Source organism: Glycomyces sp. NPDC050141, from assembly GCF_055586545.1.
Genome location: NZ_JBVJHZ010000003.1, coordinates 95,971 through 118,636, shown reverse-complemented (window position 1 = coordinate 118,636; position 22,666 = coordinate 95,971). Strand labels below are relative to the sequence as shown.

At 69.4% G+C, this 22,666-nt stretch carries 20 protein-coding genes; 10 read left to right on the top strand and 10 right to left on the bottom strand.

Going from position 1 to position 22,666, the window contains the following annotated elements:
- Positions 1-51 precede the first annotated feature (51 nt).
- The 3 genes from aroA to hisN all read left to right on the top strand — a co-directional run bounded on the left by aroA (position 52) and on the right by hisN (position 3,278).
- Complete coding sequence (gene aroA / locus ACZ60M_RS02830; protein ID WP_465414057.1) at positions 52-1,386, top strand: 3-phosphoshikimate 1-carboxyvinyltransferase; 1,335 nt, start codon at positions 52-54, stop codon at positions 1,384-1,386.
- Positions 1,386-2,408 carry a ribosome small subunit-dependent GTPase A gene (gene rsgA / locus ACZ60M_RS02825; protein WP_465414055.1) on the top strand — a complete coding sequence of 341 codons (1,023 nt, stop codon included), beginning with the start codon at positions 1,386-1,388 and terminating at the stop codon, positions 2,406-2,408. Before aroA ends, rsgA begins: the two co-directional genes overlap by 1 nt.
- Before the next feature lie 69 nt (positions 2,409-2,477).
- Complete coding sequence (gene hisN, locus ACZ60M_RS02820; RefSeq protein ID WP_465414053.1) at positions 2,478-3,278, top strand: histidinol-phosphatase; 801 nt, start codon at positions 2,478-2,480, stop codon at positions 3,276-3,278.
- A 49-nt stretch (positions 3,279-3,327) separates the two neighbouring features.
- On the opposite strand, the gene ACZ60M_RS02815 is transcribed toward hisN, so the two are convergent.
- From ACZ60M_RS02815 to gcvT, 8 genes are all read right to left on the bottom strand, one after another.
- Entirely contained in the window at positions 3,328-4,293 is a 966-nt protein-coding gene (locus tag ACZ60M_RS02815) for an acetylxylan esterase (protein ID WP_465414052.1), read from the bottom strand.
- A 115-nt stretch (positions 4,294-4,408) separates the two neighbouring features.
- Positions 4,409-5,512, bottom strand: a complete 1,104-nt coding sequence (locus tag ACZ60M_RS02810; protein ID WP_465414050.1) for a hypothetical protein — start codon at positions 5,510-5,512, stop codon at positions 4,409-4,411.
- 111 nt (positions 5,513-5,623) lie between these two features.
- The gene (locus ACZ60M_RS02805) at positions 5,624-6,742 is read right to left on the bottom strand and encodes a Gfo/Idh/MocA family protein (protein WP_465414048.1); all 1,119 of its coding nucleotides are present in this window, start codon (positions 6,740-6,742) and stop codon (positions 5,624-5,626) included.
- Complete coding sequence (locus tag ACZ60M_RS02800) at positions 6,739-8,073, bottom strand: mannitol dehydrogenase family protein (protein WP_465414046.1); 1,335 nt, start codon at positions 8,071-8,073, stop codon at positions 6,739-6,741. The genes ACZ60M_RS02805 and ACZ60M_RS02800 overlap by 4 nt, the downstream gene beginning before the upstream one ends.
- Before the next feature lie 11 nt (positions 8,074-8,084).
- On the bottom strand, positions 8,085-9,377 hold the full coding sequence (locus tag ACZ60M_RS02795) for an enolase C-terminal domain-like protein (RefSeq protein ID WP_465414045.1): 1,293 nt from the start codon (positions 9,375-9,377) through the stop codon (positions 8,085-8,087).
- The gene (gene uxaC, locus ACZ60M_RS02790; RefSeq protein ID WP_465414044.1) at positions 9,374-10,810 is read right to left on the bottom strand and encodes a glucuronate isomerase; all 1,437 of its coding nucleotides are present in this window, start codon (positions 10,808-10,810) and stop codon (positions 9,374-9,376) included. Before uxaC ends, ACZ60M_RS02795 begins: the two co-directional genes overlap by 4 nt.
- A gap of 10 nt (positions 10,811-10,820) precedes the next feature.
- Positions 10,821-12,128: a Gfo/Idh/MocA family oxidoreductase gene (locus tag ACZ60M_RS02785; RefSeq protein WP_465414042.1), complete on the bottom strand. Its 1,308-nt coding sequence runs from the start codon at positions 12,126-12,128 to the stop codon at positions 10,821-10,823.
- Positions 12,129-12,205: 77 nt separating this feature from the next.
- Positions 12,206-13,276: a glycine cleavage system aminomethyltransferase GcvT gene (gene gcvT, locus ACZ60M_RS02780; RefSeq protein ID WP_465414040.1), complete on the bottom strand. Its 1,071-nt coding sequence runs from the start codon at positions 13,274-13,276 to the stop codon at positions 12,206-12,208.
- Positions 13,277-13,351: 75 nt separating this feature from the next.
- Here gcvT and ACZ60M_RS02775 point away from each other — a divergent pair, with 75 nt between their 5' ends.
- The gene (locus ACZ60M_RS02775) at positions 13,352-14,809 is read left to right on the top strand and encodes a leucyl aminopeptidase (RefSeq protein WP_465414038.1); all 1,458 of its coding nucleotides are present in this window, start codon (positions 13,352-13,354) and stop codon (positions 14,807-14,809) included.
- Positions 14,810-14,937: 128 nt separating this feature from the next.
- Here the strand turns inward: ACZ60M_RS02775 and ACZ60M_RS02770 are convergent, their stop codons facing one another.
- Positions 14,938-15,270 carry an oxidoreductase gene (locus tag ACZ60M_RS02770; RefSeq protein WP_465414036.1) on the bottom strand — a complete coding sequence of 111 codons (333 nt, stop codon included), beginning with the start codon at positions 15,268-15,270 and terminating at the stop codon, positions 14,938-14,940.
- Positions 15,271-15,485: 215 nt separating this feature from the next.
- On the opposite strand from ACZ60M_RS02770, the gene lpdA reads away from it, so the two are divergent.
- The 5 genes from lpdA (at position 15,486) to ACZ60M_RS02745 (ending at position 21,409) form a co-directional block, all read left to right on the top strand.
- The gene (lpdA, locus tag ACZ60M_RS02765; protein WP_465414034.1) at positions 15,486-16,874 is read left to right on the top strand and encodes a dihydrolipoyl dehydrogenase; all 1,389 of its coding nucleotides are present in this window, start codon (positions 15,486-15,488) and stop codon (positions 16,872-16,874) included.
- 27 nt (positions 16,875-16,901) lie between these two features.
- Entirely contained in the window at positions 16,902-18,608 is a 1,707-nt protein-coding gene (gene sucB, locus ACZ60M_RS02760; protein WP_465414033.1) for a 2-oxoglutarate dehydrogenase, E2 component, dihydrolipoamide succinyltransferase, read from the top strand.
- Between the two features lie 270 nt (positions 18,609-18,878).
- Positions 18,879-19,310 carry a hypothetical protein gene (locus ACZ60M_RS02755; RefSeq protein WP_465414031.1) on the top strand — a complete coding sequence of 144 codons (432 nt, stop codon included), beginning with the start codon at positions 18,879-18,881 and terminating at the stop codon, positions 19,308-19,310.
- Between the two features lie 102 nt (positions 19,311-19,412).
- The gene (locus tag ACZ60M_RS02750; RefSeq protein ID WP_465414029.1) at positions 19,413-20,384 is read left to right on the top strand and encodes an aminoglycoside phosphotransferase family protein; all 972 of its coding nucleotides are present in this window, start codon (positions 19,413-19,415) and stop codon (positions 20,382-20,384) included.
- Complete coding sequence (locus tag ACZ60M_RS02745) at positions 20,381-21,409, top strand: phosphotransferase (protein ID WP_465414027.1); 1,029 nt, start codon at positions 20,381-20,383, stop codon at positions 21,407-21,409. Before ACZ60M_RS02750 ends, ACZ60M_RS02745 begins: the two co-directional genes overlap by 4 nt.
- Before the next feature lie 6 nt (positions 21,410-21,415).
- Here the strand turns inward: ACZ60M_RS02745 and ACZ60M_RS02740 are convergent, their stop codons facing one another.
- Positions 21,416-21,655, bottom strand: a complete 240-nt coding sequence (locus ACZ60M_RS02740) for a hypothetical protein (protein ID WP_465414025.1) — start codon at positions 21,653-21,655, stop codon at positions 21,416-21,418.
- A gap of 168 nt (positions 21,656-21,823) precedes the next feature.
- Here ACZ60M_RS02740 and ACZ60M_RS02735 point away from each other — a divergent pair, with 168 nt between their 5' ends.
- Positions 21,824-22,639 (top strand): class I SAM-dependent methyltransferase, encoded by an 816-nt coding sequence (locus ACZ60M_RS02735; RefSeq protein WP_465414023.1) that lies wholly within the window; start codon positions 21,824-21,826, stop codon positions 22,637-22,639.
- Positions 22,640-22,666 lie beyond the last annotated feature (27 nt).

Here is a 22,666-nt window from a genome sequence, read left to right as displayed (position 1 = left end):
CCCGTACGCCGACCTTCGGGTCCGCAGCTCGCGGGCTTCTAGAATGGCGGCATGAACGCAACCGCCGCCCCTGAGAAGCGCCGCTGGGAGGCCCCGTACGCCGGGGCCGAGCTCGACGCGGTCGTCCGCGTGCCCGGCTCGAAGTCGATGACGGCGCGCGCCCTGATCCTCGCCGCGCTCGCTTCCGGCCCCTCCACGATCCGGCGGCCCCTCATCGCCCGCGACACGCTGCTCATGGTCGACGGGCTCCGGTCCATCGGCGTCGCGGTCGACACGGGCGACGACGACACCTGGACCGTTACGCCCCCTCGGCGAAGCTTGCGAGCCGTAAATTCGCAGAGCATGTTCAAGGGCGGCACGGAGGTCGACTGCGGGCTCGCCGGGACCGTGATGCGGTTCCTGCCGCCGGTCGCGGCGCTCGCCGACGGCCCGGTCGGCTTCGACGGCGACCCGCACGCCCGCAAGCGCCCCAACGACGGCGTCATCAAGGCCCTGCGGGACCTCGGCGTCGCGATCGAGGACGGCGGGCGCATGGCGCTGCCGTTCACCGTGAACGCCACCGGGAACGTCAAGGGCGGCGAGCTCGAGGTCGACGCGTCCAAGACCTCGCAGCTGGTGAGCGCCCTGCTCATGGCCGCGCCGCGCTTCGAGAACGGCCTGGACCTGCGCCATGTCGGCGACAAGCCGGTGCCCAGCCGCCCCTACCTCGACATGGTCGTGCACATGCTGCGCCAGGCCGGGGCCGACGTCGACGACTCCGAGCCGAACCGCTGGCGCGTCGCGCCCGGCGAGCTCCAGGGCCGCGAATGGGTCATCGAACCGGACCTGCAGAACGCCGCGCCGTTCCTCATCGCCGCCGCCGCCGTCGGCGGCCGGATCACGATCGAGGGCTGGCCGACCGAGACCACGCAGGCCGGGGACAAGATCCGCGACCTCCTCGTGCAGCTCGGCTCGCGCGTCGAGTGGAGCCGCGGCGGCCTCACCGTCATCGGCTCGCCCTCGGTGCTCCCGGCCGAACTCGACCTCGCCGACGCCGCCGAACTGACGCCCGCGCTGGCCGCGCTGTTCGGTGTCAGCAAGGGCCCCTTCGCGATCCGCGGCGTCGCCCACATCCGCGGGCACGAGACCGACCGCGTCTCGGCGCTCGTCACCGAACTGCGCAAGATCGGCGCCGACGTCGACGAGTTCGAGGACGGCTTCCGCATCAACAGCGGCGGGCACACCACCGGCACCTGGGCGACCTACGCCGACCACCGCATGGCCCACGCGGGCGCCGTGGCGGGCCTGGTGATCCCGGGCCTCGTGCTCGACGACGTCGCCTGCGTCTCCAAGACCTGGCCGGACTTCGCCGAGGTCTGGGAACGCGCGATCCGGGGTGACGCCTAGTGCCGCAGCCGGACTGGGACGTCGACAAGGACGACGACGAAGAGTGGGACGAGGACGACGTCAAGGTACGGGCGAACCGCCGCTCGCGGCCCCGCACCAAGATCCGCCCCAAGCACGAGAGCGCCCAGGAAGGGTTCGTGACGGCGGTCGACCGCGGCCGCTACACGTGCCTGGTCGACGGCGTCACCGTCATGGCCATGAAGGCCCGTGAGCTCGGCAAGCAGTCCATCGTCGTCGGCGACCGCGTCGGGCTCGTCGGCGACCGCTCCGGCAACCCCGGCACGCTCGCGCGGGCCGTGCGGATCGAGCCGCGCCACGGAGAGCTGCGCCGCTCAGCCGACGACGAGAACGCGAAAGAACGCGTCGTCGTCGCCAACGTCGACCAGCTCGTGGTCGTCGCCAGCCTCACCGACCCGCCGCTGCGGTACGGGTTCGTCGACCGGTGCCTCGTCGCCGCCTTCGACGCCGGGGTCGCGCCGGTGCTGTGCCTGACCAAGCACGACCTCGCGCCCGAGCTCGTCGAAGAGGCCCGTGCCTACTACTCCCAGCTCGACCTCACGATCACCACGACCGAACCGGACGCGCCGCTCGACCAGCTAGTGGAGCTGCTGCGCGACAAGGAGAACGTGTTCTTCGGGCACTCCGGCGTCGGCAAGTCGACGCTGGTGAACCGGCTCGTGCCCGGGGCCGGGCGCGCCGTCAGCGAGGTCCGCTCGATCGGCAAGGGCTCGCACACGTCCACGAGCACCGTGTCGTTCCCGCTGCCTGCGGGCGGCTGGGTCATCGACACGCCCGGCGTTCGCTCGTTCGGGCTCGCGCACGTCACCGCCGACTCGATCATCAAGGCCTTCCCCGAACTCGCGGAGGTCGCGCAGGACTGCCCGCGCGGGTGCACGCACACGCCCGAGATCGGCGACTGCGCCCTCGACGCCGCGATCGGCCCCGACGACCCCCGGGCCGGCCGCCTCGCCTCGTTCCGACGCGTCCTCGCGTCGCTCCACGAGGCCGACTCGAAGAACTAGCGGGGTCGTTCACCTGCTCGTTGCCTCGCTGGTCCGTGGGTTCCTGCGCGGGCTCAGTAAGATGAGGCCATGCCCACCTCCAGCTACAACGACGATCTCGGCCTCGCGCATCTGCTCGCGGACAGCGCCGCGCAGATCGGCAACAGCCGGTTCCGCTCCTCCGACCTGCGGGTCTCCTCGAAGCCGGACATGACCGAGGTCTCCGACGCGGACACCACGATCGAGGAGGTGCTGCGCTCGACGCTCGCGCGCGCCCGCCCCCGCGACGGGATCTTCGGCGAGGAGTACGGCGACAACCCCGGGGCCTCGGGCCGCAAATGGGTCATCGACCCGATCGACGCCACCCGCAACTACGTTCGCGGCGTACCGATCTGGGCCACGCTCATCGCCCTGTTCGACCGGGGCGAGCCTGTCGTCGGCGTCGTCAGCGCCCCCGCGCTCGGCCGCCGCTGGTGGGCCATGAAGGGCGCGGGCGCGTTCGCCGGGCGCGACCAGCGCGCGGGCAAGCGAATCCACGTGTCGAAGGTCGGCAAGCTCTCCGACGCCTCGGTGAGCATCTCGTCGATCACGGGCTGGGCGAAGCTCGACCGGCAGGGCGCGATGCTCGCGCTGCTCCACGAGGCGTGGCGCGAGCGCGGCTTCGGCGACTTCTACTCGTACTGCCTGCTCGCCGAGGGCTCGGTGGACATCGCGGCCGAACCGGAAGTGGCCCTGTGGGACCTGGCGCCCCTGGCGCTCATCGTCGAAGAGGCGGGCGGGACCTTCACCGACCTGCGCGGCCGCTCCGGCCCCGATGGCGGCAGCGCGCTCGCCACGAACGGGCTCCTGCACGAGCAGGCCTTGGAGCGGTTGAAGATCCGCGAACCGTAAAGCAGAGGGGAAGGGGCGCTACCGGTCCGGTAGCGCCCCTTCGTCGTCTCTAGCGTTCGGCGAGGAACTTCAGGTGCTCGCCTTTTTGGAGGATGCCGCCGCCTTCGTGGCCGTTCCAGGGCCACACGGTGATCCGCTTCTCGCCCTGCCAGCGGTTGTACGCCGCGAACACGGTGGAGGGCGGGCAGATGTCGTCCATCAGGGCGACCGAGTAGAGCGCGGGCGCAGTGCCCCGGGCGGCGAAGTTGACGCCGTCGAAGTAGTCGAGGGTCGCGAACGTCCGCTCCTCGCTGAGGCGCTGGCCGGAGAGGAACTCGCCGATCTCCCGGTACGGGTAGGAGTCGGTGATGGTGGTGGCGCGGCGGAAGTAGGTGAGGAACGGGACGTCGATCATGGCGCCCGCGAGGTCGTCGCGCAGGCCGCCGACGGCCTGGGCGATGCCGCCGCCCTGGCTGCCGCCCGCGACGACGATGCGGTCGGGGTCGATCCCGTCGAGGCCCTTCGCGACGTCGACCGCGCGGTAGGCGTCGGTGAACACGCGCCGGTAGTAGTAGTGCTCGGGGTCTTCGAGGCCCTGGGTCATCCAGCCCTTGTTGGTGGGTCCGGTGGTGCCGTAGGGGTCGCCGGTGTCGCCGGGCTGCCAGTTGCCGTAGCCCTGGCCGCGGGTGTCCATGACGAGGTGGGCCCATCCCGCGGCGGGGAACGTGGTGTGCGCCCACGGGTAGGAGCGGCCGCCGGAGTAGCCGATGTACTCCACGACGCACGGGAGGGGGCCTTCGACGCCCTTGGGCTTGACCAGCCAGGCCTTGATCGGGTGGCCGCCGAAGCCGGCGAAGACGACGTCGTGGACGTCCAGGGTCGTCAGGTCGGTCGCGAACGGTTCGAGCCGCACGTCGAGGTCGTGTCCGGCGGCGTCGGTGAGGGTGGACTTCCAGAACTCGTCGAAGTCGGCCGGTTCGGGCACGTCGGGTCGGTATTCGCGGAGCTGTTCAAGGGGAAGGTCGAAAAGAGCCATGGAGAGTTTGTAGCACGACCAAACGAATCCCCGCAACCTGCGAAACTGTTCAGTGCAAACGCTTGCCGCAGCAGACGGCGGCCCCGGTCCCCCGACCGGGGCCGCTTTCGGATGCCTACGCGCTCTTGTTGCGCTGGCGCTTCATCGAGTCGCGACGGAACCAGCCGTACTCCTGAACCGTGTTGGGGAAGTACTGCCAGGGGAGCGCATCGATGCAGCCGTCGACCACACGGAACTGCTCTACCGACTCCTCGTACCGGCCGAGACGGTTCAGCATGTACGCCAAGACGTGCCGGACCCGGTAGGCGATGCGCGGGTAGACGTCCGGGAAGGACGCCAGATCCTCCAGGCAAGAGTCCGCGAAGGCGTTCATCGCCGGTGTCCGGTAGTCCGCGTACATGTCGAGGTCCGTCGCTTCGACAGCGGCGATCAAGGGCAGGACGCTGAGGAACGCGCCGTTCGGAGCTCCCACCGCGGCGCGCTCCGCGAACTCGCGGGCCTGGCCGTCCGAGCCGTGCCATTTCGCGCACCAGTACTGGAGCGCGGCCCAGTGTCCGTCGAAACCGTGCGGATTCAGCGCGGTGTAATCGGCCCAGAGCGATTCCAGCCGCGAGTTCCGCCAGTTTCGACCCCTGGCCACGGTGATCATGAACTCGTACGGAGTCGGGTCTTCGGGGGCGGCGTCGATCGCCTGCTGCATGAGCTTCTCGGCGTCGGCGATGTAGTGGATGAACCCGCTGACCTGACGGTCGGAAAGGTACCGGGCGCGGGTCGCGCCGCGGAGCAGCCAGGCGTGGCGGACGGTCCGCTCGGCGCGGATGAGCAGTGCACCAGGGTCCTCCGGCTGGGATGCTTCCCATTCCATCAGCCAGCCCTGGTTCTTCAGGGACGCTTTGACGAGCAGCGCGACCATGTGCGACCTCCGGTCCCACTCGCCCAGGGTTCCGGCGAGCAGGGCCGCGGGGCGCTTCCAGTCTCCACTGTCCACCGCTTCGTCGACCTCGGCGTCGATCGCAGCGGGCGGCAGGAGCCGTTCCGCGTCGAGATCGCGGAGGCGGGCGAAGTCACGCAGTCGGCGAGGTTCATAGGTCGCGGGCAGGCTCGCGGGGTAGCAGCCGAGGAAGGGTCGCATCGCGGCTTGCTTCGCGTTGACTCCGCCGAACTCGGCGACGAAACCCAGGTAGACGGCGCGCAGGGGCTTGGGCAGGCGTTCGATCATATTGGACCTCTTATATAGGGGGACACGGAAGATAGCAGCGCGAATGCGGTTCCGTGCGGAGAGGACCGCCGCGGACCCGGAGCTGGGGTCCGCTGGCGGCCTACGCCGGGGTCAGGCCCAGGGGAGGTCGAGTTCGGAGAAGAGCTTGCCCTGCTTGGCGGCGGCCTCGACGGCCTTGTCCGCTCCCTTGAGGATGGTGACGGGGTCGTCGCCGACGCGCTCCAGGTGCTCGGCGTCGACCAGGCGCGGGATCGGGTCGTTGAGGACGCGTTCCAGGACGCCGGTGAAGGTCTTCGCGCGGCGCAGGCCGGAGATGAGCCCGACGCCCTTGTTGCGGTGGGCCAGAAGGTTGTCGAGGAGGTCCGTGCGGCCGTACTGCTTCGGTTCGGACTCACCGGGCAGGATGAGGCGGTCGGTCGGGTACTCGAACCAGGCCTCGCCCTTGGTGCCGCGCACGTACACGTCACCTTCGAGCTTCGTGTCGCCGCAGAGGGTCACCGCGACAGTGATCTGCACGCCGTTCTTGTTGGTGGCGCGCCAGACCGCGGTGTCGTCGACTTCGATGTTCTCGCGGGTCCGCAGGCGCTCCAGCTCGATCTCGCCGTCCAGCGGCCAGTCCCCCGCCAGCGCGATGGCCTCCTGGGAGGCGTGCGCGAAGGGGTTGGCGAGGGCGCCGTCGGCGATGAGGGTGCCGCCTGCCTCTCGCTTTCCGGCCCAAGGGGAACGGCGGTAGTAGGAGTCGGGGCGGCGCCAGGACCCGGCGACGGCGACGGCTTCGACTTCGCCGAGCTGTCCGGCTTCGATGGCGTCGCGGAGGGCGTTGAACGCGTGGGAGCCGAGGGCTTGGAAGCCGACCTGGACGTTGCGGCCGGTCTCGGTCATGACCGCGTAGAGCTGCGCGTATTCGGCGAGGTTCGCGACCGGGGGCTTCTCGAGGTAGACGTCGGCGCCGTGGCGCATCGCGGCGCTCGCGATGGGCAGGTGGGTGGGGGGCGGGGTGGCGATGATGACGACGTCGGGGTCGGTGGCGTCGAGCATGGCCTGGTAGTCGTCGTAGACGGGGAGGTCGCCGACGGGGATGTCGCTGTCCTCGTAGATCTCGGCGGTGTCGCAGAGGGCGACGAAGTCGAGTTCGCCGGTGCGGCGGCGGGGTTCGAGGTTGTGGCGGTGGTGCAGGCCGTATCCGTTGGCGCCGACGAGGGCGATGCGGGGCGTGCGGGTCTCGGTCACAGGTGCTCCAGTGTGGTGGCGACGCCGTGCCGGTCGAGTTCGCGCAGCCATTTGGCGGCGGCCCGGCGCAGCTGGTGGTTGTCGGCGACGGTTTCGGGGACGATCTGGTGGAGACCGAGGATAGCGTCGATGCGGGCGGCGGGATTCGTCCCGGCGGCGGTGAGGCTCTGGCGGATGGCGTCCTTCATCGGGTCGTCCAGGGGCAGTTCGGTTCCCGAGTCGGAGGTGCCCGCGCAGAAGCGGGTCCATGCGGCGAGCGGCAGCGCGATCAGGTCGAGGTCGACCTTCGCTTCGGCGAGGTCGGCGATGGTGGCGAAGAGGCGCTGCGGGAGCTTCTGGGAGCCGTCCATGGCGATCTGGAGGCACCGGTGCCGGATGCCGGGGTTGCGGAAGCGGTCGAGGACGGCTTCGCCGTAGGCGACGGTGTCCTTGCCGTCGGGCGGGGTGAAGCTGGGGGCGATCTGCTCGCTGATGAGCCAGCGCGCGTACTCCTCGGCGCCGGGCAGGGCGAGGGTTTCGCTGATCGTCTCGACGTCGGCGAGGGCGCCGAGGTAGGCGAGGGTGGAGTGGACGCCGTTGAGGGTGCGCAGTTTCAAGCGCTCCCAGCCGGCGACGTCGTGGGTGTAGGTGGCGTCCCAGGCGGGGCGGGGCCCGGCGAAGTCGTCTTCGATGACCCATTGGGTGAAGGGTTCGGCTTCGACGGCGGCGAGGTCGGTGACGCCGAGTTCGCCTAGGGCGCGTTCGTAGGTGGCCTGGGTGGAGGCCGGGACGATGCGGTCGACCATCGAGGACGGGAAGGTGACGTGCTCCTCTGCCCAGGCGCGGGAGGCCGGGTCGAGGAGGGGTTCGACGGCGGCGCGGGTGGTCTTGCCGTTGTCGGGGAGGTTGTCGCAGCACAGGATGGTGAGGGGCGGACCGCTCTGGGCGGCGCGTTTGGCAATGCCTGCGGCGAGGAGGCCGGGGACGCCTTGCGGGTCGCGGTAGGCCTTCTCGGTGACGGTGAGGGTGATGACGTGGGTGGTCTCGGCGGCGACAAGGTCGACGGCGCGCTCTCGTTCGGAGGCGATGTGGACGGTGTCGACGATGGAGCCGACCACGCGCATGGAGGCGCCGCCCGGGCCGAGGGTGGCCACGGAGAACAGGCCGTCCTGCTCAGCCAGCGCATCGATGACGCCGCGCGAGTTGGGCGCGGCGACGGTGATGCCCCAGTCGGTGTCGTCGGTGTAGACGGCCTGGTGGGCGCGGTGGAACGCGCCCGCGCCGAGGTGGAGGACGCCGGAGGTCTGGGGGCGGTCCCCGGGGACTTGCACGTCCCCGGGGAGCCGCTTCAAGACCGAATTACTTAGGCGTTCCATGCGGGCCCGTTCGGGAACGAGAACTCGGCGATGGACTCGTCCTTCAACGTGACCGAGTAGCCGGGCTGGGTCGGCAGCCGGTAGCGGCCGTCCACGACCGTGACCGGGTCGGTGTAGTGCTCGTGCAGGTGGTCGACGTACTCGATCATGCGGCCCTCCAGTGTCTTCCCCACTCGAAGGTATTCGAACATGCCGAGGTGCTGCACGTATTCGCAGAGGCCCACGCCGCCGGAGTGCGGGCAGACGTCGACGCCGTGCTTGGCGGCCATGAGGAGGGTGGCGAGGACTTCGGGGACGCCGCCGACGCGGCACGCGTCGATCTGGCAGACCTTGATGGCCTCGGCCTGGAGGAGCTGCTTGAAGATGACACGGTTGGCGGCGACCTCGCCGGTGGCGACCCGGATGGGGGCGACGGCCTTGGCGATCTTGGCGTGGCCGAGGATGTCGTCGGGGTGGGTGGGTTCTTCGATCCAGTAGGGGTCGAAGGCCGCGAGGTGCTTCATGTTCTCGATGGCTTCGGGGACGGACCAGATCTGGTTGGCGTCCATCATGAGCAGGCGGTCGGGGCCGAGGACGTCGCGGATGATCCCGGCGCGGCGCACGTCGTCGGCGACGTCGGGCGAGCCCACTTTCATCTTCGCGGCGGTCCAGCCTTCGGCGACGGCCTGCTCGGTGAGGGCGCGGACCTTGTCGTCGGAGTAGCCGAGCCAGCCCACGGAGGTGGTGTACGCGGGGAAGCCGTCGTTCTGGAGAACTTTGAGGCGGTCCTCGTAGCCGATGCGGCCCTCGTCGAGGATCGCTTCGGCTTCGGCGGGGGTGAGCTCGTCCTCGATGTGGCGGTAGTCGATCTGGGCGGCGAGCTCGGCGGAGTCCATCTCGGCGAGGAGCTGCCACATGGGCTTGCCTTCGAGCTTGGCGCGCAGGTCCCACACGGCGTTGACGATGGCGCCGACGGCCATGTGGGTGGCGCCCTTCTCGGGGCCGAGCCAGCGGATCTGCGGCTCCTGGATGATCGAGCGGGAGAACTCGACGGGGTTGGCGAAGATCGCCTCGATGGTCTTGCCGACCACGAGGTGCGCGAAGGCCTTCACGGCCTGGGCGACGATCTCGGTGCCGCGCCCGCCGGTGAAGGTGAAGCCGGTGCCGGTGGGGCCGCCGTCGGTGAACAGCTCGACATAGCAGGCCGAGTAGTCGGCGCGGTTGATCGAGTCGGAGCCGTCGCCGGCGGTCGCGGTCGGGAACCGCACGTCGTGGACTTCGAGTCGTTCGATGCGGGTCACTGGGCATCCAATCCGTAGATCTTGCGGGGCTGGTGGTAGGCGAGGTCGATCGCGACCTCGGCGGCTTCCTGCTCGGTCATCCGGTGCTCGGCGACGAGGCGGGCGAGGTAGGCGGCGTCGATGCGGCGGGCCACGTCGTGCCGGGCGGGGATGGAGCAGAACGCGCGCGTGTCGTCGACGAACCCGGCGGTGTTGTAGAACCCGGCGGTCTCGTGCACGGCTTCCCTGAAGCGGCGCATGCCTTCCGGCGAGTCGAGGAACCACCAGGGCGCGCCGAGGAACACCGAGGAGTAGCCGCCCGCGAGCGGGGCGAGCTCGCGGCTGAACACCGTCTCGTCCAGTGTGTACAGGACGATGCGGAAGCGCGGGTGGTTGCCGAACGCGTCCAGGAGCGGCTTGAGCCCCCGCGTGTACTCGGTGGCGTCGGGGATGTCGCCGCCGACGTCGCGGCCCCAGCCCTGGTACAGCCACTGGTTGTGGTTGCGGTTCGCGCCCGGGTGGAGCTGCATGACCAGGCCGTCGTCGACGCTCATGCGCGCGAACTCGGTGAGCATGAGCGCCGGGAAGCGCAGGATCTCGGCCTCATCCGCTTCGCCTTTGAGGGCCTTCGTGTAGATCTCGGCGGCGGCCTTCGGGTCGTCTTCGGTTGCCGCCGTGAGGTTCCCGTGGTCGGTGCAGGTGGCCCCGGCGGCGATGAAGTCCTGGCGCCTCTGGCGGAGCGCGGCGAGGAACCCGTCGAACGTGGACGTGTCCTGGCCGGTGAGCTCGGCGAGCTGCTCGACTCGTTCGAGCCAGCCGGGCCAGCCCGGTTCGACCATGTTGTCGGGCCGGAACGTGGTGACGACCTTGCCGCCCTTGCCGCCCCACCTGCGGCCGCCCCCTGCGGGCATCCCGGAGAGCACCGCGTGCGGCTCCAGCGAGTCCACGGGGGACTCTGTCGTGGCGAGCACTTCGATGTTGAAGCGGTCGAACAGGGCCCGGGGCCGGTAGGCCGGTTCGGCCAGGCGCGCCGAGAGGTGGTCATAGAACTCGTCGGCGGTGTCGGGGCCGAGCTCCTTGTAGATCCCGAAGACCTCCGCGAACGTGTAGTCGAGCCACAGTTTCGAAGGAGTGCCGCGGAAGAGGCGGTAGTGCTCGGCGAAGCGCCGCCAGATCGTGCGACCGTCCACTTCGGAGGGCTCGCCCGTGACGGACGGGACGCCCATTTCAGCCGGGGTCACGCCCTGGCTGTAGAGCATCCGGGTCAGGTAGTGGTCGGGGACGACGAACAGGCGGGCCGGGTCGGGGAACGGCCGGTTCTCCGACATCAGGCGCGGGTCGACGTGCCCGTGGGGGCTGACCAGCGGCAGGTCGGCGGTGCGCTGGTGGAGTTCCCGGGCGATGGCGCGCGTGCGCTCATCGGCCGGGAACAACCGGTCGGGGTGGAGACTCATCAGTGTTGTCCTATTTGAGCAGATCAGCGACTTCCACCGGCTGACCGGTGGCGATCGAAGCGTTCGAGGCGATGCCCGCGGCGAGGGCGTTCACGCCGTCCTGGGCGTTCGCGGAGCGGTCGTGCGGGTCGGTGTCGCCGTCGAAGAGGACGCCGAGCATCCGCACGTCGCCGCCGCCGTGCCCGGAGCGCTGGTAGTCGCCGAGGTCGATCTTCGTGGGCTTGGTCCAGAAGGGATGGAGGGTGAGCTCGTACCAGCCCTCTTCGGCGGCGGCGTCGGTGCCGTGGAGGCTGGCGCCGTTGGGGCCCTTGAGAGCCGGGTTGACGTGGTCGTTCTCGACGACGAGCAGTTCGAGGCGGCCCTTCGTGCCGTTGAAGTGCACGCGGTAGCCCTCCCAAGGGGAGTAGGCGGTGAGCCGGTAGGAGAGCGTGACCCCGGAGTCGTAGTCGATGAGGGCCATCATGTCGTCGTAGATGGTGACGCCGGGCGCGAACACGGAGCGGTCGCGGATGTACCCGTCCTCGTCCTCGGCGTCGAGGTACATCTTCTTCAGGCCGGGGCTGTCGGCCATGTGCAGCGCGAACGGGTCGTCCGAGGCGAGCGCGGAGCCGTTGACGCGGTCGTAGCCGCGGTCGTGGCCGGTGCGCTTGCCGTTCTCGCCGTAGAAGGCCAGCTTGCCTTTCGCGAAGGCGCGCACGGGGGCCGCGTCGAGCCACCAGTTGACGAGGTCGAAGTGGTGCCCGGACTTGTGGACGAGGAGCCCGCCGGAGTTCTCGGCCTCGCGGTGCCAGCGCCGGAAGTAGTCGGCGCCGTGGCGGGTGTCGAGGAGCCAGTCGAAGCCGACCGAGGTGATCTCGCCGATCGCGCCGTCGCGCAGGAGCTCGGCGACCTTCTCGTGCAAGGGGTTGTAGCGGTAGTTGAAGGTGACGGTGACCGTGCCCTCCGACTGGGCTTCGGCGGCGAGGATCGCGGCGGCGTGCTCGCCGGTGGTCGTCAGCGGCTTCTCGCAGATGACGTCCTTGTCGGCGGCGAGCGCGGCGAGGATGTACTCGTGGTGCGTGGCGTCGACCGAGGTGACGATGACCGTGTCGGGGTCGGTCTCGGCGAGGAGCTTGCCGAAGTCGGCGGCGGCGTAGGCGGCGGGCGCGGGCTGGCCCGCCGCTTCGACGGCCTCGACGTGGTGGGCGATGCGCTTGGGGTTGGTGTCCGCGAGGGCGACGAGGCGGGCTTTGTCACTCCGCTCGGTGATGGCCTTGCGGTACATCGTGGCGCGTGAACCGGTCCCCACGAGGGCATAGCGATGCGGCGTGCCAGGCATGTGACTCCTTCGTCGGCGAGTTTTGGTAAACGCTATCGGAGAAACTTGCCGCAATCAAGAGCCGGGTCTGGCTGCGCTTACTTCGGCGTGGCTTTCGTGAAGGGGGGCTTGACAACTCGAATTGGCAACCGGCGGCCACGCACGTCGAGTTCAAGCTCGGCTCCGGGCTTGTACGCCGCGTCGAGCAGCGCCAGCGCGACGCCCTTCTTCAGGGTCGGCGCGTGCGTCCCGGATGTGGTCTCCCCCACCACTTCCTCGCCGTCCATGACGGACATGTGGGCGCGCGGCACGCCCTTGCCGGTGGCCTCCAGGCCCCACAGCTTCCGCTTCGGGCCCTCGGCCCGCTCGGCTTCGAGGGCGGCCTTGCCCCAGAACTCCGGCTTGTCCCAGCCGATCGCCCAGTTCAGGCGCGCCTGCACGGGCGTGATGTCGAGGCTCAGGTCCTGGCCGTGCAGCGGGTAGCCCATCTCCAGGCGCAGCGTGTCGCGCGCGCCGAGCCCGCACGGGGACGCGCCCGATTCGAGGATGCGGTCCCACAGTTCCGGAGCGGCCGCGTTGGGGACGACCAGCTCGAACCCGGTTTCGCCCGTGTAGCCCGAGCGGCAGACGATCACGTCCGCGACCTCGCGGAAGGTCATGTACTCGTGGTCGTGCGGCAGGCCCAGGGACTCCAGGACGCGGGGCGATTCGGGGCCCTGCACGGCAATCACTGCGAAGTCGCGGTGCACGTCGCGCACCTCGATGCCTTCCGGCGCGGCCGCGGCCAGGCGGCGCGCGACCTCGGCCGTGTTGGCGGCGTTGGGGATCAGGAAGACCGCGTCGTCGGAGAACCGGTACGCGATGAGGTCGTCGACCACGCCGCCGTTCCCGTCCAGGCACAGCGTGTACTGCGCGCCGCCCGCGCCGATCCGGTCGAGGTCGTTCGCCAGGCACCGGTTCACGAACGCCGCCGCGCCCGGCCCGGTCACCCAGACCTTGCCCAGGTGCGAGACGTCGAACGCGCCCACGCCGGTGCGCACCGCCTGGTGCTCGGCGAGGACGCCGCTCGGGTACTGGATCGGCATGTCCCATCCGGCGAACTCGGCGAACTTCGCTTCGTGGGCGAGGTGGCGTTCGTGCAGGGGCGAGGTGAGCAGTGTCTCCGACATGGGACAGAGACTATCGCGGCCGTCCCAGCCACTAGGATCGGAGCATTTGGTCCCCACCACAGCTAAGGATGGATCGTGACAGCTCTGATCAACGCTTCCGGCGACATCACGGCGAGCGACGCCGAAGTGCTCGTCGTCGGCGTCTTCTCCGGCGAGGACGCGCCCGTGCTCCCCGAGAGCCTCGCGGGCGTCGACGCTGCTTTCGGCGGCCGCCTCGCCGAGCAGCTGGCGGTCCTCGGCAACACCGGGTCGGCCTCGTCGCTCACCCGCCTGCCCGCGCCTGACGCGCTCGCCGCCAAGCTGGTCTACGCCGTGGGCCTCGGCGACGCCGACGACCTGGACGACGAGACCCTCCGCCGCGCCGCCGGGACCGCCGTTCGCGCCGCGTTCGGCAAGGCCAGCGCCGCGATCGTGTTCGAGGGCGACCCCGAGGCCACGGCCGTCGGCGCCGCGCTCGCCGCCTACAAGTTCGAGGGCTACAAGACCGAGGGCAACGGCGACGCCGCCCCCGCCGAGGTCCGCGTCTACGGCGCGAGCGAGGCCGCGGTAGCGAAGGCCACTGTGCTGGCCGACAGCGTCGCGCTCGTCAAGGATTGGGCCGACACCCCCGCGAACCTCCTGCGCCCGCCCACGTTCGCCATCGAGATCGAGCAGGCCGCGACCTCGGCGGGCATCGAGGTCGAGATCCTGAACGCCGAGGCGCTCTCCGAGGGCGGCTACGGCGGCGTCCTCGCCGTCGGCGGCGGCTCCTCGGCCGAGCCGCGCCTGGTGCGCCTCTCCTACCGGCCCGAAGGCGCGACGCAGCACGTCGCGTTCGTCGGCAAGGGCATCACGTTCGACTCGGGCGGCATCAACATCAAGCCCGGCGCGGGCATGTGGGACATGAAGGGCGACATGGCCGGAGCCGCGGCCGTCGTCGGCGCCACCGTGGCCGCCGCGAAACTGGGCCTGAACGTGAACGTGACCTGCACGGTGGCGCTGGCCGAGAACATGCTCTCCGGTTCCTCGTTCCGCCCGTCCGATGTGATCACGATCCGCAACGGCATGACCGTGGAGGTGCTGAACACCGACGCCGAGGGCCGCCTGGTGCTCGCCGACGCGATCTCGCGGGCCCTCGAGGACGAGCCCGACGCGCTCTACGATGTGGCGACGCTCACGGGCGGCCAGCTCATCGCGCTGGGGCGGCGAACCATGGGCCTCATGGGCACCGACACCGAGACCGAGCGGCTGCGCCGCATCGGCGAGACCACGGGCGAGCACGGCTGGCCGATGCCGTTCCCCGAGGACATCGTGAAGCTCATGGAGTCCTCGATCGCCGACGTCTCGCAGTGCGCCACGGGCCTCAAGCGCGACGGCCACATGGTCCAGGGCGGGGTGTTCCTGTCGAAGTTCGTGCCCGAGGAGCTGCCGTGGGCGCACCTCGACATCGCGGGCCCGGCCGACTCGGACTCGACGTACGGCTACATCGCGAAGGGCGCGACCGGCTTCCCGGTGCGCACGCTCGTGGCGCTGCTCGAAGAGTTCGCCGCGTAATCACAACCGTGCAATAAGGGCCCGGCAGCAGCCGGGCCCTTTTCGCATGCCGTCACTCCCTCACCACCAAGTGGCGGGACAGTGCGGTGAATATTGCGGAATCGTTGTGAAAACTGGGGTCGAAAACGCTACTGGCGGCGTTGCTGCTCGAGCTTGCGCCGGGCGTCGTAATCGCGTTTACGCTGCGGATACCCCGTCTTCGCCACTTCATAGACCGGGGTGCTGTACTTGCGGCCCAGGGCGAACGCGCCCGCCGGGCCGTCGACGCGGCGCCGCGTCCACTCGCCGTCGTGCGCGATGAGCATGACCGTCGTCTCGGTGACGGTGGTCTTGGGCTCGAGGTAGGCCTCGACGCCCACGCGCGACTTGATGAAATCGATGAGATGCCGCTGGTCAGCGTTGTCAGAGGCCCGGTCCAGCGTCCCCTTGCCCTGTTTCTTCTTGCGTCCGAACAAGCCCACGGCCGAATCCTCCCGCACCACTCGAGGCGTGATTTCCAAGCGTACACATGCCCTAAGACACCTGTGTCCAGCCGCACACGAAGGGGACTTTCCGAATGCTCGCAGCAAGCGGTTGAATGGTGTTGCACACTCCAACCACCGGGTCTGGACGACCACGAGTCGCCGCCGGTGGAAGGATGGGCTCCGAACCTAAGCATCGTTAAGTGGGGAGAGCAATGAGCGACCCGAACGCAGGATACGACGTCGTCATCCTGGGCGGCGGCAGCGGCGGTTACGCTGCGGCCTTCCGGGCGGCCGAGCTGGGCCTGTCGGTGGCCTTGATCGAGAAGGACAAGGTCGGCGGCACGTGTCTGCACCGCGGCTGCATCCCCACCAAGGCGCTGCTCCACGCCGGCGAGGTCGCCGACACGACGCGCGAGTCCGACCAGTTCGGCATCCTGGCCGAGTTCAAGGGCGTCGACATGGGCGCGGTGAAGAAGTACAAGGACGACGTCGTCTCCCGCCTGTACAAGGGCCTCCAGGGCCTGGTCAAGGCCCACAAGGTCGAGTTCATCAACGGCACCGGCACGCTCGTCGGACCGAACACGATCGCGGTAGACAACGGCCAGACCGTCACCGGCAAGAACCTCATCCTCGCCACCGGCTCCTACTCGAAGACCCTCCCGGGCATCGAGATCGACGGTGAGAAGATCATCGCCTCCGAGCACGCGCTCGAACTCTCCGAGCTGCCGAACAAGGCCATCGTCATCGGCGGCGGCGTCATCGGCGTCGAGTTCGCCTCCGCCTGGAAGTCGCTGGGCGTCGAGGTCGAGATCATCGAGGGCCTCCCCCGCCTCATCGCGGCCGAGGACGCCGACTCGTCGAAGCAGCTGGAGCGGGCGTTCCGCAAGCGCGGCATCAAGTTCCACACCGGCAAGTTCTTCGAGAAGGTCGAGAAGACCGCCACGGGCGTGCAGGTCACGATCCAGGGCGGCACAGTCGTCGAGGGCGACATCGTGCTCGTGGCCGTCGGCCGCGGCCCGGTCACGGCCGGGATCGGCTACGAGGAGCAGGGCATCACGCTCGACCGCGGCTTCGTCCCGGTCAACGAGCACCTGCAGACCGCCATCCCGGGCGTGTACGCCGTCGGCGACATCGTCCCCGGCATCCAGCTCGCGCACCGCGGCTTCGCCCAGGGCATCTTCGTGGCCGAGCACATCGCGGGTCTGAACCCGACCCCGATCGACGAGACCGGCATCCCGCGCGTCACCTTCACCGAGCCCGAGGTGGCCTCGGTGGGCCTCAACGAGGACAAGGCGAAGGAGAAGTACGGGGCCGACAAGATCAAGTCGGTGTCGTTCAACCTCGCTGGGAACGGCAAGTCGATCATCCTCAAGACCCAGGGCTTCATCAAGCTCGTGTCGGTCGAGGACGGCCCGATCGTCGGCGTCCACATGGTCGGATCGCGTATCTCCGAGCAGGTCGGCGAAGCGGAGCTGATCTTCAACTGGGAGGCTTACGCGGACGACGTCGCGAAGCTGATCCACATGCACCCCACCCAGAACGAGGCGATCGGCGAAGCGGCGATGCTGCTGGCCGGCAAGCCGCTGCACGTCCACGACTAATCCACAACCGCAGGAGTTGAACGAACGATGCCGACATCGGTAACGATGCCCGCGCTCGGTGAGTCGGTCACCGAGGGCACTGTCACCCAGTGGCTCAAGAAGGAAGGCGACACCGTCGAGATCGACGAGCCGCTCCTTGAAGTCTCGACCGACAAGGTCGACACCGAGGTTCCTTCGCCGGTCGCCGGTGTGCTGCTGAAGATCGTGGTTCCCGAGGACACGGACGTCGAGGTCGGCGGCGAGCTGGCGATCATCGGCGACCCGTCCGAGGCCGCCGGCGACGCCCCCGCGGCGCCCGCTCCGGCCCAGGAGCCTTTGCCCACGCCCGAGCCCGAGGCCGCTCCGGTCGCCGCCGCTCCGGCTCCCGTCGCCGAGGCCCCGGCCGCTCCCTCCGCGGGTGCCGCCGAGGGGACCGAGGTCCTGCTCCCCGAGCTGGGCGAGTCGGTCACCGAGGGCACGGTGACGTCGTGGCTGAAGGCCGTGGGCGACACCGTCGAGGTGGACGAGCCGCTGCTGGAGATCTCGACTGACAAGGTCGACACGGAGATCCCGTCCCCGGCTGCGGGGACGCTGCTGGAGATCCGGGTCGCCGAGGACGAGACCGCCGAGGTCGGTTCCGTGCTCGCGATCATCGGTTCCGGTGCCGCCGTTGCCGCAGCTCCGGCACCTGTCGCCGAGCCGACCCCGGTTGTGAAGTCCGAGCCTGTCCCTGCGGCCCCGGCCGTTGCGACGCCGACCGCTCCGGTCCCGGCCAAGGTCGAGTCCGCTCCGGCTCCCGTCGCGGCTCCGGCCGCGTCGAAGCCGTCCGGCTCGTACGTGACGCCGCTGGTGCGCAAGCTCGCCTCCGAGAACGGCGTGGACCTCGCCGAGGTCTCCGGTTCCGGTGTGGGCGGACGCATCCGCAAGGAGGACGTCCAGGCCGTCATCGACGCGAAGAAGGCTCCGGAGCCCGCTCCGGCAGCCGCTGCCGCCCCGGCCAAGGCCGCTCCGGCCCCGGCCGAGATCAGCCCGCTGCGCGGCCGCACCGAGAAGATGAGCCGCCTCCGTCAGGCCGCCGCCAAGGCCCTGCTGCAGTCGATGCAGACCACGGCGCAGCTGACGACGGTGCGCGAAGTGGACGTCACGAAGGTGGCGAAGCTCCGCGCGGCCAAGAAGGACGAGTTCCTCGCCCGCCACGGCGTGAAGCTCTCCTTCCTGCCGTTCTTCTCGATCGCCGCCATCGAGGCCCTGCAGCAGTACCCGATCGTCAACGCCACCATGAACATGGAGGAGAAGACGATCAACTACCCCGAGGCCGAGCACGTGGGCTTCGCGGTGGACACGCCGAAGGGCCTCATCGTCCCGGTCGTCAAGAACGCCGGCGACCTGAACATCCCGGGTCTGGCCAAGCGGATCGCCGAGATCGCCAAGAAGGCCCGCGACGGCGGCCTGGCGCCCGACGACCTGTTCGGCGCGACGTTCACGATCACCAACACCGGTTCGGTGGGCGCGCTGTTCGACACGCCGATCGTCCCGGTCGGGCAGTCCGCGATCCTCGGCACCGCCGCGATCGTCAAGCGCCCGCGCGTGATCAACGACCCCGAGCTGGGCGAGGTCATCGCGGTGCGTTCGGTCATGCACCTGACGCTGAGCTACGACCACCGCCTCATCGACGGCGCCGACGCGGCCCGCTACCTCGAAGCGGTCACCAAGCGCATCGAAGAAGGCAACTTCGAACACCAGCTGGGCCTGTAAGGACGGCTGGAAGCTCCTGAAGGGGGGGGGGGGGGGGGGGGGTTCCCCCCCCCCCCCCCCCCCCCCCTCTCCCCCTCCCCCCCCCCCCCCCCCCCCCCCCCCCCCCCCCCCCCCCCCCCCCCCCCCCCCCCCTTCTGCATGCAATTGCCGCACTCCTGCATCTGCAGGCGGTCTCCACAAGTCGCGACACCTACCCGTAACCGGCAAAGCGTGTCCTCGTTGTTCCTACAACCCACCTTTTGTGACCCCACGCGGAAGTTAGGAACTCGAATGTCGATCGAGTACAACGAACTCCTCGCCATGTTGATGGAGACACGCCCCGAATTCGCGACCGAACTGTACAACTGGACCGACGGGCCCGACCTCCCCGAATACGACGCCATCACCGTCTCCCGCAGGACGATCACCCTCCCCGAGCAGCCCGGGCGCCTCCGCGTCTGCGTCGCGGCGGCCTACTCCAAAGGCGACGACCGGGTGATCGCCCTCCTGTTCGACGCCGTGCTGCAACCCGATCCGGCGCAGGCCGAGTCGTGGCTGCGGTTCATGACCGACGCGCAGCGCGCACTGAGCTGCATGGTGGTGTTCGTAGTGCTGTGCCGCGACGCGAAGACCGCGAACTGGGCGCTCGCCTACAGCGCCGTCGGCGACATCGGCTGCTACGTGCTGCCGGTGGTGATTCCCTCCCTGCTCGCCAACGCTTAGAATGAACCCCGGCCCTCGCCGCCGTCCCCACCACGGCAGCGGGGGCCGCTCGCGCGCCTAAACCCGTTGCGGCGCCGCCGGAGCCCAGCCACACTCATCCCCATGTCCCGCTTCGGACCCACGGTCCCCTACGACGCCACCGCCGTCCGCGACTCCTGGTCGACCCTTCCGGCGTCGATCCAAGAGCGCATCATCGCCGAGCTCGGTGGCAAGCCCACAGACATCCGCATGGCAGGCGGCGGCTTCAGCGGCGCCTTCGCCGCCCGCGTCCGCGCCGAATCAGGCGCCGAACTCTTCATCAAGGCCGCGGGCCCCGACCGGCCCTTCTCGCTCGCCGCCTGCCGCCAAGAGGCCCGCGTCAGCGCCGCTCTCCCCCGAGAAGTTCCGGCCCCGCGCCTCGAGTTCGCCGCCGACATCGAGGACTGGATCGTCCTCGGCTTCGAAGCCGTCGACGGCAGCGCCCCGACCCTCCCCATGAACCCCCGCGACCTCGACCTCATGCTCGACGCCTGGGCCCAGGCTGCTGCGGCCCTCACCCCGGCCCCGCAAGCCCTGCTCGACCTCGGCGTCACCGCCGTCCCCATCGATGAGGACCTGCGACTCTTCGCCCGGATCGCCGCCGGAGAGGCGGACTCGTTCCCGGTCCCGCTCGCGTTGCGAGGCCGCCTTAGTGAACTCGCTGAGATTGAGAGCGGCATCGACGAGGCCATGGCCGCCGATGCGGTCATGCACTTCGACCTTCGCCCGGACAACATGATCGTCGGCACCGACCAGGCCTGGATCTGCGACTGGAACTGGGTCCAGGTGCACTCGACCTGGTTCGACACCGCCTGCTTCCTCGTTGCGGCCCACGGCGACGGCCATGACGCGGACGCCCTCTTCTGGTCCCACCCGACCGCCGCTGGGGTCACCCCCGATCAGCTTGACACCGGGCTTGCCTCGATCACCGGTTACTACCTGTCCCGATCCGTCGAACCTCCGATCCCGGACATCTCTCCGCACCTGCGCGCCCACCAGCACTGGAGCGGCCTCGCCGCAGCAGACTGGCTCGCCCAACGCCGCGGCTGGACGTGACCGGGGAGCCTGCGTCGCGGCTGGACGTGACCCCGAATGCCGCATCGCCCGGTCCCCGACCAGCGGGACCGGGCACGCCACCCGACTTCGCCGCCACGGCCATCCGACCCGCATACGAGACACTGCCCGACCCCGTCCGCGCCCGCATCACCACCGAACTCGGCAGCGAACCGATCGCCATCTCGATCGCAGGAGGCGGCTTCACCGCCGGCTTCGCAGGCCGCGTGCGGTCCACCTCCGGCACCGAACTCTTCATCAAAGCCGCAGGCCCGCTCACCCCCGAGATCCGCGACGCCTACCGAGACGAAGCCCGCGTAACGGGCGCCCTCCCGCCCGAGATCCCGGCCGCAAAGGTCCGCTTCCACGCCGACATCGACGACTGGACCGTCACCGGATTCCAAGCCCTCCAAGGCAAGCCGGTAACTCTCCCCCTGCACCCCGATGACCTCCGCCGGATGCTCGACGCCTGGGCGCTCACCGCCGATGCCCTCAACCCTCCCCCGCCGGAACTCGTCGCGAGCGGCATCCGCCCCAAGACCGCCGACAACCTCAGCTACTTCCAAAACGTCGTTGCCGGCACCGCTGCCCCGATCGCGCTACCGCCGACGCTTGAAGGCCGCTGGGACGAACTGGCGCACATCGAAACCGGCATCGACCAGATCTTCATCACCGATCAGGTGACCCACGGCGACCTACGACCCGACAACTTCTTCCTGGGCCCCGATCGGGCCTGGATCTGCGACTGGACCAAACCTCGATACACACCGCCCTGGGTCGACACGGCGATGCTGCTGGTCATCGCGAACGGCGACGATCACGACGCCGACCGGCTCTTCTGGGCGCACCCAACCACCGACGGCGTCACCGGCAACGAACTCGACACCGCACTCACCGCGATCACGGGCGCTCTAGTCCGTGGATGGGAGGACGCTCCGAGCCGGATCGTCGCCCCTGCGATCAACGACCTCATGCGCTGGGCCGCAGGCGCTGCGGCCGACTGGCTCGCACAGCGGCGCGGATGGTGAGTCCGCTCAGGGTCGCGGCCGGTCCTCTTCGAACAGCTCCGACGCATTCGATACGAACGGGGCCTTGAACAGCCACGACTCGACCTGTGCATCGTCTGTGCACGAGGCACAGCGTTCACGCTCTTCGTCGGTGAGCCGCACGCCGTTCCCGTCGAGGAAGGCCAGGATCGCCCTGATCAGCCGCGCCCGAGTCTCAGCCCGGACCGTCTCCCGCCCGGCTTCTCGGGCCTCAGCCCGACGTTCCATTGAGATGTTCCTCATGGCATCACGTTAGGCGGCAAGCGAACCTGGACCTGGAATCGCAGCTTGGTGTCGCTTGTCAGGTTCACGACAATCCCAGCCCTCATCTCCAGTTGGTTCCATTATTCAGGAAACGCCTCCCATATATTAGGCACCGATCGGTAGGGTCTCCTCATGGCGAAAGAGACTGCGACCTACATCCACGGCCACCACGAGTCGGTGCTGCGTTCTCACGCTTGGCGAACCGCCGAGAACTCGGCGGCCTACTTGTTGGCCGAGCTGCGACCGGACAGCAAGATCCTCGACATCGGCTGCGGCCCAGGCACTATCTCGGCCGACTTCGCTGCGCTGGTTCCGGACGGACATGTCACGGCGGTCGACTACGAACCGGCCATCATCGAGCAGGCCGAGCACGAAGCCGAGGCTCGGGGCATCACGAACATGACCTTCGGGGTCGCGGATGTTCATGGCCTCGAGTACGCGGATGACAGCTTCGATGTGGTGCATGCACATCAGGTTCTCCAGCATGTGGGCGACCCAGTCCAGGCCTTGAGAGAGATGCGACGGGTAACCAAGCCTGGTGGCGTAGTCGCGGTGCGCGACAGCGACTATCGGGCGTTTACGTGGTTCCCGGAGTCCGAGGGCCTGAGCAAGTGGCTGGATCTCTACGAAGAGGTTGCTCGGGCTGGCGGGGGCGAGCCGGATGCGGGTCGCATGTTGAAGGCCTGGGCGCTGAGAGCCGGCTTCGAAGAGAAGTCGGTCCAGGCCACCTCGACCACCTGGACCTTCAGCAACGAGCAGGACCGAAACTGGTGGGGCACCCTGTGGGCTGACCGAGCCCTGCACTCAGATTTCGCGAAGCAAGCAGTTGGCGGCAACCACGCGACGCAGGAGGAGCTGGAAGCCATCTCGGAGGCCTGGAAGGCCTGGGCCAGGGATCGCGAAAGCTGGCTGATGATCCCCCACGGAGAAATCCTGGCAAGGGTCTAAACAGACAGAAGCCCGTGGGGCGGAAGG

Excerpts from the sequence above, each read along its gene's own strand:
- gcvT (WP_465414040.1), bottom strand. The coding sequence starts at position 13,276 with ATGTCGGAGACACTGCTCACCTCGCCCCTGCACGAACGCCACCTCGCC.
- sucB (WP_465414033.1), top strand. The coding sequence starts at position 16,902 with ATGCCGACATCGGTAACGATGCCCGCGCTCGGTGAGTCGGTCACCGAG.
- lpdA (WP_465414034.1), top strand. The coding sequence starts at position 15,486 with ATGAGCGACCCGAACGCAGGATACGACGTCGTCATCCTGGGCGGCGGC.
- uxaC (WP_465414044.1), bottom strand. The coding sequence starts at position 10,810 with ATGAGTCTCCACCCCGACCGGTTGTTCCCGGCCGATGAGCGCACGCGC.
- ACZ60M_RS02755 (WP_465414031.1), top strand. The coding sequence starts at position 18,879 with ATGTCGATCGAGTACAACGAACTCCTCGCCATGTTGATGGAGACACGC.
- ACZ60M_RS02735 (WP_465414023.1), top strand. The coding sequence starts at position 21,824 with ATGGCGAAAGAGACTGCGACCTACATCCACGGCCACCACGAGTCGGTG.
- ACZ60M_RS02750 (WP_465414029.1), top strand. The coding sequence starts at position 19,413 with ATGTCCCGCTTCGGACCCACGGTCCCCTACGACGCCACCGCCGTCCGC.
- aroA (WP_465414057.1), top strand. The coding sequence starts at position 52 with ATGAACGCAACCGCCGCCCCTGAGAAGCGCCGCTGGGAGGCCCCGTAC.
- ACZ60M_RS02815 (WP_465414052.1), bottom strand. The coding sequence starts at position 4,293 with ATGGCTCTTTTCGACCTTCCCCTTGAACAGCTCCGCGAATACCGACCC.
- ACZ60M_RS02810 (WP_465414050.1), bottom strand. The coding sequence starts at position 5,512 with ATGATCGAACGCCTGCCCAAGCCCCTGCGCGCCGTCTACCTGGGTTTC.
- ACZ60M_RS02740 (WP_465414025.1), bottom strand. The coding sequence starts at position 21,655 with ATGGAACGTCGGGCTGAGGCCCGAGAAGCCGGGCGGGAGACGGTCCGG.
- ACZ60M_RS02785 (WP_465414042.1), bottom strand. The coding sequence starts at position 12,128 with ATGCCTGGCACGCCGCATCGCTATGCCCTCGTGGGGACCGGTTCACGC.
- hisN (WP_465414053.1), top strand. The coding sequence starts at position 2,478 with ATGCCCACCTCCAGCTACAACGACGATCTCGGCCTCGCGCATCTGCTC.